This is a genomic window from Eubacterium maltosivorans (assembly GCF_002441855.2).
GTDB classification, from domain to species: Bacteria; Bacillota; Clostridia; order Eubacteriales; family Eubacteriaceae; genus Eubacterium; species Eubacterium maltosivorans.
In genome coordinates this window covers 1,951,436-1,966,436 of record NZ_CP029487.1, presented here as the reverse complement: position 1 = coordinate 1,966,436, position 15,001 = coordinate 1,951,436, and the positions used below count along the sequence as shown (strand labels likewise).

Below are 15,001 nucleotides of genomic sequence, written 5' to 3'. Positions count from 1 at the left end.
GGTATTTTGAACATGGAATTAAAAGGATCAAAAACTGAAGCGAATTTATTAACTGCCTTTGCAGGTGAATCTCAAGCCCGCAATAAATATACTTATTATGCAGAAAAAGCCAGAGAAGAAGGCTACAGTCAAATTGCAGAATTATTTGAAGAGACCGCTACAAATGAAAAAGAACACGCAAAACTGTGGTTTAAAATTGTACATGGCGATGAAATCCCAGACACTGCTACAAACTTAAAGGATGCAGCAGCAGGTGAAAACTATGAGTGGACAGATATGTACGCTACTTTTGCTAAAGAAGCAAAGGAAGAAGGCTTTGATAAAATTGCCTTTTTATTTGAAGCAGTTGCTAATATTGAAAATCGTCACGAACAGCGTTACTTAAAATTATTGAGCAATGTTGAAGAAGGAACCGTTTTTGAAAAATCTGATAAAGTGCTCTGGCAGTGTATGAAGTGTGGTTATGTTTATGAAGGCACGAAAGCTTTAAAAATGTGCCCGGTATGCAAGACAAGCGGGGCTGATTTCCAGATTTTATCTGAAAACTACTAAGACTATTAATTAGATGGATTATATATAAAATCTCCCGAATTATTCGGGAGATTTTTATTTTTAAAAGACTAGAGTATGGTATAATAAAAGCGAGAAAAGCTTGGAGGAGTTATTGAATGACTGAATCGGAAATTAAAACCTTGTTTTTAGATATTGTAGGAACTTTAAATCTTTGCCGCGATGTTAATATGGAAACACCAGCCGGAGAAGTGGTTGAATATGGTATGACCATTACAGATACAGCTTTTATCACTTACCGGGAAAGCAACAGAACACTGCATTTTTATGTTGATGGAAATGAATTGCTTGTTTTAAATGAATCCAGTCCGCTTCTTTATATGATGCGTGAGCTTTTTATGGAGGTAGAGGATGGAGACCCAAAGGAATTGACAAGAGCACGGTTGAGGGTTCTGGAATAAAATAAAAGGACGAGCCTAGAGCGCTTTCGTCCTTTTAATTATTTTTTGGTAAATTGGGAGCATGTGTTTTTCACTGCTGTATTTTTCGATACTTTCGAGAGGAAGCCAGGCGACATCACTGTTTTCATCAGGATTAATGGTTAGCGGGAGACGGTCATCTGCAATAAGTGAAAAAGCAATCGATAAATGCAGATGCGTGCTGACGTACTTTCCGTTTTTGAAGTGTCCAAAAACAGGTAAGACATCCAGACTGATTATTTTTTCTGAAATAGGTTTTAAATTTTTAATGCCAGTTTCTTCCTCTGCTTCTCTGATCGCTACAGATAAAAGATCGGAACACCCGTCGGCGTGGCCGCCGCTCCAGGACCACGACCTGTAAAGATTATGAAAGACCATCAGGCACTGGTCGCGATGTGGATTAAAAATAAAACCTGAGCCTGTTAGATGCGCTACAGGATTTTTTCTAGTCAGGATAGTATCTGGATATTTCTCCATTAAGCTTATAAAAATTTTTTTATCCGCAAATTCCTGGTCAGTGTTGGGAATAAAATCAGATATTTGTTGATAAAGACTTTTAAAATCCATCAAATTAACTCACTCTGTCCCGCCGGAAAACCATTTTACGAATTCAAGAGCAGAGGGATATTCGCGCATTTTTACAATTTTGCCGTTCACTAAAGTAACTGGTAGAACACTGTTTCCCTTTTCCACCAATAAGGTTCCAATTGTACGGTTTTCTACAAAAGCATTAGGATCCATTGTAAGGTTATGTCTTACAATATCCCAGCCATCATCAGCAAAAGAAGCAACCATGTCATTGATTCGTGCCAGATCAGCGTTTTCGCCCATTTGGCAGACACCATCAATACAAGTTAATTCTGGTTCGAAAATTTCTATTTTAGCCATTTGATTTCTCCTATATAATTTAGTATGGTTCTATTTTAAACCATTTTCATTAAATTGTTAAGAGGAAATAATAGTTTTTTCTAAAAAAGCCATTGACAAAAATAATCAGGTATTGTATCATAGCATAGTCAGCTTATGGGGGCATGGCGCAGTTGGGAGCGCGTCTGACTGGCAGTCAGAAGGTCAGGGGTTCAAGTCCCCTTGTCTCCACCATTAATATGACACGGAAAACCGCTAAATACAGCGGTTTTTTTATGTTTTAAGGCAGAAACTAAGGTTTCAATGGATTGCTATTTTTCGGTATCTTTCGGTTTTATATTCGTATTTTTGTCGTACTTTTGTCGTACTTTTTGCAAGCCTTTTTTCTTCTGCAGACCGCTATTTTAGGGCCTTTCAGAAACCAATAAAATATTTTTATGTCGTACTAACATAAGTATAGGTAATATTAAAGAAAAAGTGTACTTTAAAGAAATGACAGTTAAGGTAAGTTCTCATATGGAATGCCATTTCGCAAGTCTTCAACTGTTGTATGCACATATATTTTTGTGGTAATATCCACAGAACTGTGACCTAAAATTTTGGATACGCGATAAATATCCACACCGGAAGTATATAAGATGCTCCCAAAGGTGTGTCGAAGCTCGTGAGGAGTAAGCTCAGGGATCTCCGGATATTTTTCGATGAGACGCTCCATGAACTTGTCATAGTGTCGTTGCTTCCATGTATCTGGATTCTTTGGCCGCTTTTTGTCGCGAAAATGGCCCATAACGTAAATACTTTCACGGACCCGACCAATATCACTTAAAAACTGAATAAGCTCTTTATCGACCGGAATAGAGCGCATGGATTTTTTACTTTTAGGCGGACCAGCGATGCATCGGCCATCCTGGATACGGGCAGCCTGGTTCACGGATACTGCCATGTGCAAAAAATCAATGTCAGACCATTTTAAGGCCATTAGCTCCCCTCGGCGCAAGCCTGTTTTTAGAATGATGAATGGGCCCACACCATCGGGATCCTCCTTTGCAAAATTGAGCACCTTACGGTATTCATTTGCGTTATAAGCACGTTTTTCTTCTGCCTCAATCCCCTTAGGTATTTGAACATCTTCCATGGGGTTTTTGGGGATCACCTCATTGTGAAATGCCGTTTTAAAGATAGCCCGTGTAACCATTTTGATCTTATCGACCGATGAAGCAGATCCGGCAGACTGCTCCTTAAAAAAACGTTGGAGCTCAATGGTGCGTATGCTGCTCATGCGGCGGCCGCCAAACCGTGTTTTAAGCTTATTCACCGCCCAGACATAGGTAGCCTTATAGGTAGTATCGGATACGGTCCCTTCTTTATAAGTTTCCAGCCAAACATCCGCCCAGCGTTCCAGCGTCATCCGATCATCAATTTGGATGGCACCGTTCTTTTTCATATACTCTAAATATTTTTCATCAGCCTCCTTTAAGGTTTTTCCGTAGAAACTCTTACGGATCGGGCCGCCCATGTAGTCAACGCCGATTTCGCGCTTTACTTCCACGAGTCCCTTTTTGTTTTTATTCTCTTTTTTTCTTGCCATGTTTATTCCTACTTTCAATTTGATGTAAAAGGGTAAAAAAATACCCTTATTGTAAAATAAGGGCAAACATGGTACAATATCAATTGCGAGAGAGATACCGGCCATGTGCCCTATCTCGGCGCCTCAGACATCATCAAATGTCAGGGGCGCTTTTTATTTAATTAAAAATACCAGTTTCCGCCAATGCATATAGATCCGCTAGTCTGGTAACTCCTAACGTTTAAGTAATTATGGCTTCGGATACCACCTTCCATGCAATCTATAACGGCTTGCTTAACAGTATCAGGATAATTTCCGCCAAGATACTGGGTATAATAACCATCAATATAAGAGGCAAACTGTCCCGGTGCGGTTAAAACACTGATAGCATTGGAGCCATAGCCAGCATCAACACGGTTCATTACACAGGATATGATCCCCATAGCGCCTTCATAAGAAGTGCCCCCTTCGTGGGCTACAATAGCACAGATTGTGTCAAAATCCTGATCTTCTGGAGAAGGCACAGATGGAACCGGCGTTGGAGTGGGTGTAGGCGTTGGAGATGGTACAGGTTCAGGCGTAGGTGTTGGGGCCGCCTGCTTTTCCTCTTCATCCAATTCCTTTAGCACCTCTTTAACAATGTCTTTTAAATAGGTTTTAAATTCAAGCACAATGTTAGCGCTAAAATTTAAGGTAGGATTGTAACTAAAGTTACCGCCATCAACGTTCAGGTTAGTAGAGCTTGCACCGGAGGTAAACGGGCTGTAGTCATCGTTTCGATAGACTGTAATTTGCTTTCCAGTATAAGCCGATCCATCCTGATACGTTTGAATAATTTTCTGATCCGTTGTTTTGTAGCCATCCGGAACCGACTTAACTGTAAATGTGTAGGTTCCAGACTTGCCGGTAATAGGAACGAAACCCGTTTGAGGTGTGGAAACCTCAATGTTTTTTGACTCGCCATCCGCTTCAAAAAGGACATTGAGCTTCACGTTGGGAACTGGAAAGCCAAACTGATCAACAACAGTGATGTTTGGTGTTTCCGCAAAAAGTGCGTCAGTTGAACCATTTCCGGCGTTGGCGATTGATTTCGCGGGCGTCAGTAAAGGGACACAAAGCAACAGCAACATGACGGAAGCCGTTGCAACTAAAGGACGATAGTTTTTCATATTCTTCTCCTAAAAATATTGATAAGAGTATTATACAATATTTATAGAAGAATGAAAATGTTTTCTATAAAAGAAAAAGAAAATTTGATAGCAAAGAAAAGGTCTGATATAATAATCTTGTCTAAGGATGTTTACGCAGACCTTTTCTGTGGACATCAAAGCCGCTTTACCGGTCACAAACGGTAGGGCGGTTTTTATTTTTCAAAAATAGAACATGGTTGCATGTTATGGGCGATAAGCCATTCACGCGCAAAGGCCTTCTGCTCTTCAGTGGCAGATTTAATGGCTAATACAGATTTATAGACGCCACCCCAAAAAGAAATATCATTATCTGGGACCCATAGTCCATATCGTTCACAAAACTCTGTAATTCGTTCCTTGTCTAAAGACAACATAACAGCATCTCTTTCGGTTATGAAAGATTTGTTAAATTGCATCTTATCGCCTCCTTTCGGCTGCAAGCTCCTGCATTGCTTTCACATCGTGGACGATATTGTCAACATCATCCATCGTCAGAACCTTATCATTAGAAAAATTCACATGTTTAATATCATACATGCGGGCCATTTCATAAAAATATGTTTCTGTCTCAGAATCATCAAAACGGTACATCGTTTCACCTCCTTTAAAGTTTTCCTAATACCTTGCCAATAGTTTCTATATGGTCATCCATACCCGGTATAATAATATCGTATGCCGGATTATGGGAGACAAGGCCATTCTTACTATATTCTTTTATAAAGTTTTCATCATTCTTTCTAAATACACCGATATCACCTTCCCGCAGATTTTGAGTCAGTTCATAGAAAACAATATCGCCATCGAAAAATGTTGGTTCCATACTATCGCCAGTGATCTTCGATGCAAAGTCTGTACCGTCTGGAACCTTTTCGTCTGGGTAGTTAATTTCCGTATATTGATCATCGTCACCGATGGAGCCGCAGCCAGCAGAAAGAGACTGTAATGTAGTTTTTACGGGGCGAAGCTTACAAGGCTCTGTATCGTCAATATCTTTGATTTCGTGGAAATCTACCAATGTGCCGGTAGGAATTTTTATACGTTTTTCGTTTTTCTGATTCTCAACACGTGAAACTTCACGTAGCAAGACAAGATCAACCGTTTCACGGCCAAAATCATCAACAGAACGATATTTTTCTATGTGCGCCATTTCGGACGCTAAAAGTTCATATGAGTGAAGGATGTTTTTTTCATCGGTCAGCCCCATAATATAATCTATCGAAATGTCAAACTTTTTTGATATTAAAATTAGAAAATCAGAAGCAGGTTCACGAGCTCCTGTTTCATAATTATTATATGTTGTATATTTAATATTAAGATAATTGGCAAACTCTTTTTTATTCATGCCTGTTTTTTCTCTTATTTCTTTTAGCTTATCGCAGATCATAATGTACCTCCGTTTTTCTATATTCTATTACAGTTTTTTCAAAACGTCAATATCTAATTACTCGAAATGTGAATAAAATTACAAAATGAGTATTGACAAATTTACAAAACGGGAATATAATTGCTTTAGCGATTCACAAAACGAGTAACGGAGGTGATGAAATTGCGTTATAACAATATTGAAGCTGAACGAGTAAGAAATGAACTATCAAAAGAGCAACTCGCAGAAAAATTAAATATCGCACTAAAGACTTATTATAACTGGATTGACGGAAAGACGCCTATTCCTTCTACTGCATTGAAAGAAATGGCCTTTATGTTCGATAAAAGCATTGACTATTTGTTAGGAATCGAAAAGCAAGAACCGAAAGCCAGTTAGGAGGTAGAGGAATGCTAGAAAATGATGTGGTAGTGAACGATGATCTTTATATCGAAATGAACAAAGGAAATAAAATTATAAAAGAGATTTTAAATGCAGTGAAAGGAAAAGGCTTGCTTATCGAAGGTGCTGTATATCTGCTAAAGGAGGCAATTAACGAAATATCAAATAAAACGCCAGTTTAAAGCTGACGTTCAATTATTTCATGTAAGCATTGAGCAATTTCGTGAGTATCACCCTTTGAGTATTCATTGGTTCTTGTAGTATAACGATGCGACATATTAGAAACATTAAATGAAAAATTTGAATGATAGCTTTTAAATTCGCTGGAATAAGCTAATTCAAATGTGACCACGCTTTTTTCAATGCCGGATACGCTATATGGCAAAAAAACAGACTGACCTGGCGCGAAAATAGTACCTTCCATAAGATCGAATTGTTTGTTTAATCCGTCATATCTTTGCGGATGACTTAGAAGGATGTCATCGACAATAAATTTATCAATAATCGCCGAAGTACGTCCGTAGTTTTTTAAAATGAATCCGCTTCTTTGGGAACTTGTAGTAATACTGTCAAATGTGAGCGTGATATATGGTCTTGTCGACTCTTCAACCATATTACGATTTTGTTGTAAGGTTGCCATAGAAATCATAACAGCAACCAGTGCGATAAGTAAACTGATAACATCTTGCAGTTCTAACATTAGAATCACTCTCCTTTTCTATGTTTCAGTATGCTAATACCGATAAGGAGAGTATAGCACATTTTAAGCGGAGCAAAAAGCCGAAAAAGGAGGTAAAAAAATGGAATCAGCCTATATAAAAGAAAAATTCAAGGAATTAAATCTACTGATGGATAAAGATAAAAAAGATTATATCACCGTAGATGTGGCTGCCAAGTTTTTAGGAATGGACAAAGAAGCCTTCCGGAATTTGGCTTGTTCTGGAAACATCCCCTTTGCAATCGGGGGTGTTTCCGCATCATCGAAATACACAAAAGTACCTAAGATAAGTTTTTATGCTTTCTGCGTACAGCACTTACCCAATATGAAATATTTTTCATAAACTAAAAAAGAAAGGTGAATCATATGCTAACAGAAATCGAACAAAAAGTATTGTATAAGGTATTAAAAGAAGAGCCTTTTTCTGAACTAGAAACCGAACTCATGAACCGCATGCTCTATCTGGATGAGGAAATAAGGCATGAAATTGATAAAAGGAATGAAGTCGAAGAGCAGCTGGCCGACCTGTTTAAAGAGACAAGAAAAAAGATGAAAGAGGTTAAAAAATGAACGACTTAATAAAGCAGATTGTTATCAACGTGGCCATTGAGCAGGTCGACGAAGCACGTGGGAATGCCGAACGTGGACAATTGCTCGATGAGATTGCCTACGGCACCTTGTTTGGTGAAGTATCAACACTGAAACGCCTGGAACTAATTACCGAGGCAGAAGGCATCAAACTGCTGAATGACGTCAATTTTGCCTATGTCGGCAGCCGGGAGGGAGAAAGGTGAGACCACAAACAAAACGTAAATTAATCCTGGACGGGGTGGTCTGCATGCTGTTTTTCTTTCTGCTCTGCGGCATCTTCGGGGTTTTTAACTGGATGCAAAACGGCGTTTTTCACTGCGGTGCGCTCTGGATCATCGCCGGGATGATTTCGACCACTGTGTTCGCCATGTTGGCGGAAACAAGGCTGGATGAGGAAAGACAACTAAAAAAACTTTTAGAGATTTTGACAGAGGGAAAATGGAAGCATTAATGATTGAAATTTTAGCATCGTTATGTCAGACGGGTGCCAAACTTTATTGGGTGGCCATGGGGCTGATCGGCATAGGGATCCTTGTCCAAATCCTGCTTTTGATTTGGCTCATGAAAGTCTGGAAAAGCCCCGGAAAGTGCGTCAGAAAGAAAAAGGAGTGTAATAAAAATGAGCGCTGATCGGTATTATTTTTTGAAAGAACACCATATTTGCGTAAAATGCGGACAAAGGAACGCTTTCCACAACAAGACAATGTGTCCGGAATGCCTTGAAAAAGAGCAAAAAAAGGGGCGAAAACGCTATGCCGAAAACAGAGAGCAGATCTTGCAAAGAAAGAGAAAACGCGATAAAGCGCTTTATGCCAGGCGAAAAGCAGAAGGGCTATGCGTCAAATGTGGCCGCAAAAAAGCGACAAAAGGAGTTTGCTGTTTAGAATGCTATGTCAAAGAGCGAAAACGAGAGATTGAAAAAACAGAAAAAAGAAAACGCGAAAATGGCGGCTCTATCCGAGAAATCTGGAAAGAAAAGGGACTTTGCACACAGTGCGGGGAGCCAACGATTCCAGGGAAAAGGCTTTGTCAAAAGCATTATGACATTGCGATTAAAAACGTCCAAAAGGCTCATCAGTATACAGAGCGGTGGCGCCAAGACAACCAGCTTCTGTTTATGAAAAAAGAAAAAGCCCCCATAGCGTTGCACCGCTAAAAGGGACCATGTACGTTAACAACCATAGTTTACCATAAATCCCAAAAAGAGACAAGGAGGCCGAACATGAACCTGACCGAAGCCATGGTCCGTATCGCGGACCTGGAAGCCGAAAAGGAAGAGTTGACCAACCAGGTAGGCGATCTGACCGTTGAAAAAGATGGGTATCTGGAAGAACTCAACCAGATCAAAGGAACGGCGGAATCACACATACAGGAAATCCAAGACATTATTGAGGGCAGGAAAAAAGCGACGGTATACATACGCGATTGCCAGCTGGCATATATGACCGAACTTTTTCTTCTGAAGCTGATGCCTCTTGAGCAATACTGCGCTTTCAATAAGGCGTTGTCCGTATTGGAGTGTGAATGATGGAAGCGCTACAAAAATGGATCGAAGCAGTGGAAGCGGTGTATGAACAGATTGAAGCCACTTTGTGTGAGCAACTCGAAGCGTTTTTATCCGATGGGGATGTAGATCTTCTACCCGGCCCATCCGCACCGCCGTGGATCGCCAAAACAAAAGCCGCTCCAATGCCCTTAGCAACAAAGTGGGTAAAAGCCAGCGCGGAGCGCCCGCCTTAAGCATTAGCGCTCTGACCCCTTCATAAAACAAAATTAAAAAGAAAGGCTGTGGGTTTGGCGCAAAAAAGCGTAAGGGTACAAACAGATCCACGAAAAAAATGCCCCAGACAGCGTGCAGGCTGAAAAGGGCAAAGATTAGTTTACACATTTATTATAGCACAACAACCGAAAAAAGGAAGCATATCCAGCGGCGGGGATCGTACCGCCGCCATTTTAAAAGGTTACACAGAGAAGCTGTGTCCTAATTTTTTTTACCCTTTTTAGAAGCAGGAGGCAGAAAATGGGAAATTTAGAACGTACCATCGACATGCAGTGCAACCAGTGCGGCTTCATTGCCACCATACCAGCTTACCAGTGGGAGGATCCCCGGTACTTTGTCTGCCGGCACTGCGATCCGCTCCATAACCTTACCAAGGCGCAGCGGGTTTTGAAGCGTGCGCGTCAAAAAATGCTGGGAGACGAAGCATGAAAAAGCCATGGATGGACCCCGGAAGATGCCGGGAGGCCCGGAACACCCTTCGCGGAAAACGCCGGGCCCTCAAGAACGCCGTTGACTTCGGCTTAAACGATCTGGATTTAGCCGTTCAGGTATTAGAGCTTCAGCAGCCCAAACAGGTCAGGGCGAAGGTAAAAGATCAAGACGTCGCCTGGGCGTGTCCGACCTGTGAAAAGATCATCGCCATTGAGTACAAGGATTCACCCTTATCTCAGATCGGCTATATTGGCAATTACTGCCCCTGGTGTGGGCAGCGGTTAAAAAAATAAATAAAAAAAACAACCGGGTTTGTAGCCTGGAAGCCGCCGGTTGTTTTAAGAAGTTGTCTTACTGTTATTATACCATTTTTCATACAGTAAAGGCAATGGAAAAATTTCAAAAAACGGCTTAAAATCAGGCCTTTGAAGCCCGTTTAGCATATTAACATTTAGACACTTAAGGATACTGAAGGTGGTAAAGCATGTATGAGAAGTGGACAGTAGAAGCAGGGAACACAATTGAAGTTAAAAAGACATACGCCTACCGGGAGTGGCAGAAAGGAAAACCAAGAGCAAGGAAAAGCCGGCCAACAAGCGAGGCCCAGAAGAAAGTAAACCGGAACAAGCAGGAAGCCCAGATCAGGGCATACATAAATGAGAATTTCTGGGAAGGCGACCTTCACATTGTACTGCCGTACCGGATTCCGGAAAGACCAGAAGAAAGAGCAGCGGCCAGGGCGCATCTGGCGAAGTTTCATAAAGATTTACGCCGGCACTGTAAAAAAGCCGAGATCGACTATAAATACATCGCCGTAACCGAGGTCGGAAAACGGGGCGCTTTTCATCATCACATCGTGCTCAACAAAATGGACACCGCCGTCATCGCAAAGCTATGGCCATACGGAACCGTACAGTTTAATCACCTGGATAACCGGGCCGATCATAAAAAGCTGGCACACTATCTTATCAAGTATACCGATTATGAATTTGACCACTATGAGGACCGGAAAGGAAAACGCCGTTTCAATACAAGCCATAACCTGATCCGCCCAGAACCCAAAATACAAGCCGTAAAAGCCGAGCGGTGGATCCGTGAACCCAAACCCCAAAAAGGCTACTACATCGACAAGGAATCCGTTTATATGGGGAAGAATCCATTCAATGGAACACCATACCAATTTTACAGGATGATCCGGCTGGATCCGGTCAATCCAAACGAAAAAAGAAAAGTAAGGAAGTGTTGAGAAATGGGATTAATCATTGATAATTTTGCCGGCGGCGGTGGCGCGTCGCAGGGGATAGAGGAGGCCGTAGGCCGCGCCGTTGATATTGCCATCAATCACGATCCAGATGCCATTGCCATGCATAAAATCAATCATCCGGATACCCGGCATTACTGTGAGGATGTGTGGAACGTTGAGCCATTGAAAGTTACGGGCGGAAAGCCCGTAGACCTTGCCTGGTTTTCGCCCGACTGCAAGCACTTTTCAAAGGCAAAAGGCGGGAAACCAAAGGATAAAAATATCCGGGGGCTGGCGTGGGTAGCGGTGAAATGGGCTGTCCAGACCAGACCGCGGGTCATTATCCTTGAAAATGTAGAGGAGTTTAAAACCTGGGGCCCACTTGGGGAAGATGGACAGCCAGACAAAAAGAGAATCGGCGAAACATTCAGAAGTTTCGTTGAGGAGTTGAAAATACTCGGTTATCAAGTTGAGTGGAAAGAACTGCGTGCCTGCGATTATGGTGCACCGACCACCCGAAAAAGATTTTTTCTGATTGCGCGGTGTGATGGGCAGCCCATTGTCTGGCCAGAGCCGACACACGGAGAAGGACCAGGGCTTAAACCCTATAAGGCGGCCAGAGACATTATTGACTGGAGTATTCCATGTAAATCCATTTTTGAACGTGAAAGACCGCTCAGTGAAAATACCATGCGCCGGATCCACCGGGGAATTTTTAGATACGTGATAAACAACCCAGAACCCTTCATTATTTCCGTAAATCATGCTGGGGATCGGTTTAGGGGCCAGGAGATAGAGGAACCATTAACCACAGTAACAGCAAAAAACGGGTATGGGATTGTAACACCCTATATTGTTCAGACAGGACAGACCGGATTTGCGGAAGATAAACGCTCCTACAGTATGGAACAACCACTCACGACCATTGTAACAAAGGCAGAGCACTGTGTTATAGCGCCGTTTTTGTCAAAATACTACGGTGGAAATTATAAAGGCGCCGGATCAGGAATAAAAGAGCCGGTATCCACCATCACGACCATTGACCACAATGCCATGATATCCCCGGTTTTAATTCAGATGGGCTATGGCGATCCAGAAGGAAGGCGGGTACTGGATTTAGAGAAACCACTCGGAACCGTTACCGCTGGCGGGAATAAATTTGCTTTGGCAGCAGCGTTCATCAAAAAGGATTACGGAACAGGAACAGGCCAGGAGTTAGAGGGGCCGCTGCATACAGTAACGGCTTCCAGCAATCATTTTTCGCTGGTATCCGCCTTTCTTATGAAATATTACGGGCAGGGGATCGGGCAGAATATGAACGAACCCATGCACACCATCACCACAAAGGATCGGTTTGGACTGGTTACCGTGCAGGGGATTGATTACCGTATTGCAGATATTGGAATGCGGATGCTGACACCAAGAGAACTGTTCAGGGCACAGGGATTTCCAGACAGCTATGTCATAGACTGGGATGATAAGGGGCAGCGGATCAGTAAAGCCAAACAGGTGGCGCGATGCGGAAATGCAGTGCCGCCGCCGTTTGCAAGAGCGCTTGTCACAGCGAACTGTGAATTTTTATTTAAAAACAATAACATGGAGGAGGCAATATAGGCATGAAAGCACTTGTTATAACCGTACCAGAAGGTTTTCGGTCAGCCGTTATCGCCGTAACCTATCAAGGTGCAGACGGTACGAATCATCTGGATACCCAGTCCACCAGAGGCAAGGACACAAACTGGACCCTTGATTTTTCAGATGCCGGCGCGACAGAAAAGTCCAATAAAGCGACCTTTGAAGACTATTTTCGCACGGTGTTCCCGGAATACGACGAAAGCAAGGGAGCGGTCAGCGAATACTGCGTAGGTGATTTTTTTAATATCACCTGCCCGTCAATCGCCTGTGAAGACTGCTGGAAAAGAGAACATTCGCAAAACAGCCAGTGTGAAGACGGCGTGCGGGAACAGATCACAGAATGCAATGACTGTACCACCAATCCTTATTGTCTCGATGACCTGGACGGCTTCTGCCTGAAAGAAGCAATGCAAAAGAAATCCACAGTAGAGGAGGAAGAAACATGAATCACCTGACCATGACCATCAACGATGAACAGATCCAGATCAAGGAATACCAGGGTACCCGCGTGGTCACCCTGGCCGATATCGACCGGGTCCATAAGCGGCCGCCGGGAACCGCCAGAAAGCGGTTCAATTTTCACCGCGAACACTTCACAGAGGGCCTGGACTACTTCGTCCTAAATACGGACGAAGCCAGAAAACACTTTAATACCATGGCACCGAATGGACTGATCCTGGTAACAGAATACGGATATCTGATGTTAGTTAAAAGTTTCACCGATGCGCTTGCCTGGGAAGTTCAGCGCAGCCTGGTCAATCATTATTTTAGAGCAAAAGAACAGCAGCAGGAGCTGCCGACCGGAGAAAACCTTCTGGCCATGGCCGTACTGGAAGCCCAGAAGCTGCTGGAAGCCAAAGACCAGACCATACAGCACCAGGAAGCGCAGATAAAAGAACTGGCCCCAAAGGCCGATTATACCGATACCATCCTGGCCAGCAAAGACCTGGTCAACATGACACAGATCGCGAAGGACTACGGCATGGGTGCCAAGACCATGAACCTGCTGTTAAAAGACCTGGGGATCCAGACCTACAACGGCAACCAGTGGGTGCTTACTTACAAATATCAAAACAAAGGATACGCAGCCAGCGCCACCGCCAGTTACTACCACCAGGACGGAACCATCGGCAGCCGGATGCATACCAAGTGGACCCAGAAAGGCCGCCAGTTTCTGTATGAGGTTTTAAAGCAGCGGGGAATCCTACCCATCATCGAGCAGGAGCACCTTTATAAAAGGGCAGAGTAGAGGAGAAAAGAATGGAAGCAAACAGAACAACCAACGATTATGTTAAATACGTCCACGAGTACCTGAAAAATTATTATCCATACGTGGAAACCGCCGTCTGGCCAGATGAGATATCGGGGGCACCAGCGATCAAAATTATTGTCCTGGACAAGCAAAGAGGGGTGCCAGCAAAGATCAAACTGTTTGTGCCGCCGGAACAAAACTGGCACTTCAGCCTGACAAGCGTAAAAAACCGGATCAACAAGCAGTTCGGTTATACGGTGCTCTTATGAACAGACAAAGCGAAAAAGACCCGCGCCGACAGCTCCAGGGATACCAAAACAAGAAAAAAGGGCAGGTATTCGAAATCTTAATCATGGCGGCGTGCCGACAGTACCGCGTTGAGCGTCTGGCCTATATTGACAAAACACCCGAACCCATGCGCGTCATCGGCCGAGGGCAGAAAGGCCAGTTTACCGCCATTTTTGAGAAAAAAGCGCAGCCCGACTTTAAAGGCACCCTGTCCGGCGGCCGGGCAGTCTGTTTTGAAGCCAAAAACAAGGAAGGGGATCGCGTCAACCAGACAGCCGTTACCCAGGAACAGAAAGAAGCCCTGAACGACCATGCCGATCTGGGCGCGGTGACCTTTGTGCTGCTGTGCATGAACGGCATGGATTACTACCGGGTGCCCTGGCGGATATGGCGGAGCATGAAAAGGCACTATGGCCGGATGTATATGACCTTAGAGGAGCTGGAGCCCTTCCGGATCCGCTTTGACAATACCCTGAAATTTCTGGAGGGCATCCATGAAACCGGACTTTGAAGATAAGATTTGCCCACCCGGCTGCCGGTTTAAGCATTTCAGAATCTTCCCGGTAGAGGGAGCCCCAAAAGACCGCTTCTTTTGCACACAGTACAAAAAGCAGCTTAAGAAACGGCATGTCAGAGGGCATGACCGCGTGTATAAGTGTACCGAATGCCAGTATGAGTTATAAG

At 43.3% G+C, this 15,001-nt stretch carries 28 protein-coding genes and 1 tRNA gene; 21 read left to right on the top strand and 8 right to left on the bottom strand.

The genetic code is table 11. The annotated features are described in order from the left end of the window. The first annotated feature begins 12 nt into the window (after positions 1–12). Positions 13–552 carry a rubrerythrin gene (gene rbr / locus CPZ25_RS09515; protein ID WP_013382069.1) on the top strand — a complete coding sequence of 180 codons (540 nt, stop codon included), beginning with the start codon at positions 13–15 and terminating at the stop codon, positions 550–552. 116 nt (positions 553–668) lie between these two features. Next, the gene (locus tag CPZ25_RS09510) at positions 669–971 is read left to right on the top strand and encodes a hypothetical protein (protein WP_058693563.1); all 303 of its coding nucleotides are present in this window, start codon (positions 669–671) and stop codon (positions 969–971) included. Between the two features lie 15 nt (positions 972–986). On the opposite strand, the gene CPZ25_RS09505 is transcribed toward CPZ25_RS09510, so the two are convergent. Then, positions 987–1,556 carry an NUDIX hydrolase gene (locus CPZ25_RS09505; protein WP_096920319.1) on the bottom strand — a complete coding sequence of 190 codons (570 nt, stop codon included), beginning with the start codon at positions 1,554–1,556 and terminating at the stop codon, positions 987–989. 9 nt (positions 1,557–1,565) lie between these two features. After that, positions 1,566–1,877, bottom strand: a complete 312-nt coding sequence (locus CPZ25_RS09500) for an arsenic metallochaperone ArsD family protein (RefSeq protein ID WP_058693565.1) — start codon at positions 1,875–1,877, stop codon at positions 1,566–1,568. Between the two features lie 137 nt (positions 1,878–2,014). Between CPZ25_RS09500 and CPZ25_RS09495 the strand changes: the two genes are divergently transcribed. Next, positions 2,015–2,090: transfer RNA gene (locus CPZ25_RS09495), tRNA-Ala, on the top strand. A gap of 265 nt (positions 2,091–2,355) precedes the next feature. On the opposite strand, the gene CPZ25_RS09490 is transcribed toward CPZ25_RS09495, so the two are convergent. From CPZ25_RS09490 to CPZ25_RS09475, 5 genes are all read right to left on the bottom strand, one after another. Then, entirely contained in the window at positions 2,356–3,444 is a 1,089-nt protein-coding gene (locus CPZ25_RS09490; protein WP_167495207.1) for a tyrosine-type recombinase/integrase, read from the bottom strand. Positions 3,445–3,605: 161 nt separating this feature from the next. Further along, complete coding sequence (locus tag CPZ25_RS20990; RefSeq protein WP_096920317.1) at positions 3,606–4,592, bottom strand: cell wall hydrolase; 987 nt, start codon at positions 4,590–4,592, stop codon at positions 3,606–3,608. Positions 4,593–4,786: 194 nt separating this feature from the next. Further along, positions 4,787–5,029, bottom strand: a complete 243-nt coding sequence (locus CPZ25_RS09480; RefSeq protein WP_096920316.1) for a hypothetical protein — start codon at positions 5,027–5,029, stop codon at positions 4,787–4,789. Position 5,030: 1 nt separating this feature from the next. Next, positions 5,031–5,204, bottom strand: coding sequence for a hypothetical protein (locus tag CPZ25_RS20445; RefSeq protein ID WP_167495206.1), 174 nt, complete (start codon positions 5,202–5,204; stop codon positions 5,031–5,033). Positions 5,205–5,217: 13 nt separating this feature from the next. Next, positions 5,218–5,997, bottom strand: coding sequence for an XRE family transcriptional regulator (locus CPZ25_RS09475; protein WP_096920315.1), 780 nt, complete (start codon positions 5,995–5,997; stop codon positions 5,218–5,220). 162 nt (positions 5,998–6,159) lie between these two features. On the opposite strand from CPZ25_RS09475, the gene CPZ25_RS09470 reads away from it, so the two are divergent. Further along, a complete protein-coding gene (locus CPZ25_RS09470) occupies positions 6,160–6,375 on the top strand; it encodes a helix-turn-helix transcriptional regulator (RefSeq protein WP_207670851.1) in 216 nt (71 codons plus the stop codon). Between the two features lie 11 nt (positions 6,376–6,386). Further along, complete coding sequence (locus CPZ25_RS20440) at positions 6,387–6,560, top strand: hypothetical protein (protein WP_167495205.1); 174 nt, start codon at positions 6,387–6,389, stop codon at positions 6,558–6,560. Here CPZ25_RS20440 and CPZ25_RS09465 read toward each other — a convergent pair. Then, positions 6,557–7,078 (bottom strand): hypothetical protein, encoded by a 522-nt coding sequence (locus CPZ25_RS09465; RefSeq protein ID WP_096920313.1) that lies wholly within the window; start codon positions 7,076–7,078, stop codon positions 6,557–6,559. The two genes, CPZ25_RS20440 and CPZ25_RS09465, sit on opposite strands and share 4 nt — an antisense overlap. A gap of 100 nt (positions 7,079–7,178) precedes the next feature. Between CPZ25_RS09465 and CPZ25_RS09460 the strand changes: the two genes are divergently transcribed. The 16 genes from CPZ25_RS09460 to CPZ25_RS20650 all read left to right on the top strand — a co-directional run bounded on the left by CPZ25_RS09460 (position 7,179) and on the right by CPZ25_RS20650 (position 15,000). After that, a complete protein-coding gene (locus CPZ25_RS09460; RefSeq protein WP_096920312.1) occupies positions 7,179–7,439 on the top strand; it encodes a DNA-binding protein in 261 nt (86 codons plus the stop codon). A gap of 23 nt (positions 7,440–7,462) precedes the next feature. Further along, positions 7,463–7,666: a hypothetical protein gene (locus tag CPZ25_RS09455; protein ID WP_096920311.1), complete on the top strand. Its 204-nt coding sequence runs from the start codon at positions 7,463–7,465 to the stop codon at positions 7,664–7,666. Then, positions 7,663–7,890 carry a hypothetical protein gene (locus CPZ25_RS09450; protein ID WP_096920310.1) on the top strand — a complete coding sequence of 76 codons (228 nt, stop codon included), beginning with the start codon at positions 7,663–7,665 and terminating at the stop codon, positions 7,888–7,890. Before CPZ25_RS09455 ends, CPZ25_RS09450 begins: the two co-directional genes overlap by 4 nt. Further along, complete coding sequence (locus tag CPZ25_RS09445; protein WP_096920309.1) at positions 7,887–8,138, top strand: hypothetical protein; 252 nt, start codon at positions 7,887–7,889, stop codon at positions 8,136–8,138. The genes CPZ25_RS09450 and CPZ25_RS09445 overlap by 4 nt, the downstream gene beginning before the upstream one ends. Beyond that, complete coding sequence (locus tag CPZ25_RS09440; RefSeq protein ID WP_120785077.1) at positions 8,126–8,317, top strand: hypothetical protein; 192 nt, start codon at positions 8,126–8,128, stop codon at positions 8,315–8,317. Before CPZ25_RS09445 ends, CPZ25_RS09440 begins: the two co-directional genes overlap by 13 nt. Before the next feature lie 592 nt (positions 8,318–8,909). Next, entirely contained in the window at positions 8,910–9,215 is a 306-nt protein-coding gene (locus CPZ25_RS09435) for a hypothetical protein (RefSeq protein ID WP_096920306.1), read from the top strand. Then, entirely contained in the window at positions 9,212–9,427 is a 216-nt protein-coding gene (locus CPZ25_RS09430; protein ID WP_133067091.1) for a hypothetical protein, read from the top strand. Before CPZ25_RS09435 ends, CPZ25_RS09430 begins: the two co-directional genes overlap by 4 nt. 280 nt (positions 9,428–9,707) lie before the next feature. Beyond that, positions 9,708–9,896 carry a hypothetical protein gene (locus tag CPZ25_RS09425; RefSeq protein WP_096920304.1) on the top strand — a complete coding sequence of 63 codons (189 nt, stop codon included), beginning with the start codon at positions 9,708–9,710 and terminating at the stop codon, positions 9,894–9,896. Next, positions 9,893–10,192, top strand: coding sequence for a hypothetical protein (locus CPZ25_RS09420; protein WP_096920303.1), 300 nt, complete (start codon positions 9,893–9,895; stop codon positions 10,190–10,192). Before CPZ25_RS09425 ends, CPZ25_RS09420 begins: the two co-directional genes overlap by 4 nt. Positions 10,193–10,383: 191 nt before the next feature. Then, complete coding sequence (locus CPZ25_RS09415; protein WP_096920302.1) at positions 10,384–11,145, top strand: rolling circle replication-associated protein; 762 nt, start codon at positions 10,384–10,386, stop codon at positions 11,143–11,145. A gap of 3 nt (positions 11,146–11,148) precedes the next feature. Beyond that, the gene (locus CPZ25_RS09410; protein WP_096920301.1) at positions 11,149–12,756 is read left to right on the top strand and encodes a DNA cytosine methyltransferase; all 1,608 of its coding nucleotides are present in this window, start codon (positions 11,149–11,151) and stop codon (positions 12,754–12,756) included. Positions 12,757–12,758: 2 nt separating this feature from the next. Further along, positions 12,759–13,223, top strand: a complete 465-nt coding sequence (locus CPZ25_RS09405; protein ID WP_096920300.1) for a hypothetical protein — start codon at positions 12,759–12,761, stop codon at positions 13,221–13,223. Further along, entirely contained in the window at positions 13,220–14,026 is an 807-nt protein-coding gene (locus tag CPZ25_RS09400; protein WP_096920299.1) for a phage antirepressor KilAC domain-containing protein, read from the top strand. Before CPZ25_RS09405 ends, CPZ25_RS09400 begins: the two co-directional genes overlap by 4 nt. Before the next feature lie 11 nt (positions 14,027–14,037). Further along, entirely contained in the window at positions 14,038–14,298 is a 261-nt protein-coding gene (locus CPZ25_RS09395) for a hypothetical protein (RefSeq protein WP_096920298.1), read from the top strand. Next, positions 14,295–14,828 (top strand): Holliday junction resolvase RecU, encoded by a 534-nt coding sequence (locus tag CPZ25_RS09390; protein ID WP_096920297.1) that lies wholly within the window; start codon positions 14,295–14,297, stop codon positions 14,826–14,828. Before CPZ25_RS09395 ends, CPZ25_RS09390 begins: the two co-directional genes overlap by 4 nt. Continuing rightward, on the top strand, positions 14,812–15,000 hold the full coding sequence (locus tag CPZ25_RS20650; RefSeq protein ID WP_096920296.1) for a hypothetical protein: 189 nt from the start codon (positions 14,812–14,814) through the stop codon (positions 14,998–15,000). Before CPZ25_RS09390 ends, CPZ25_RS20650 begins: the two co-directional genes overlap by 17 nt. Position 15,001 lies beyond the last annotated feature (1 nt).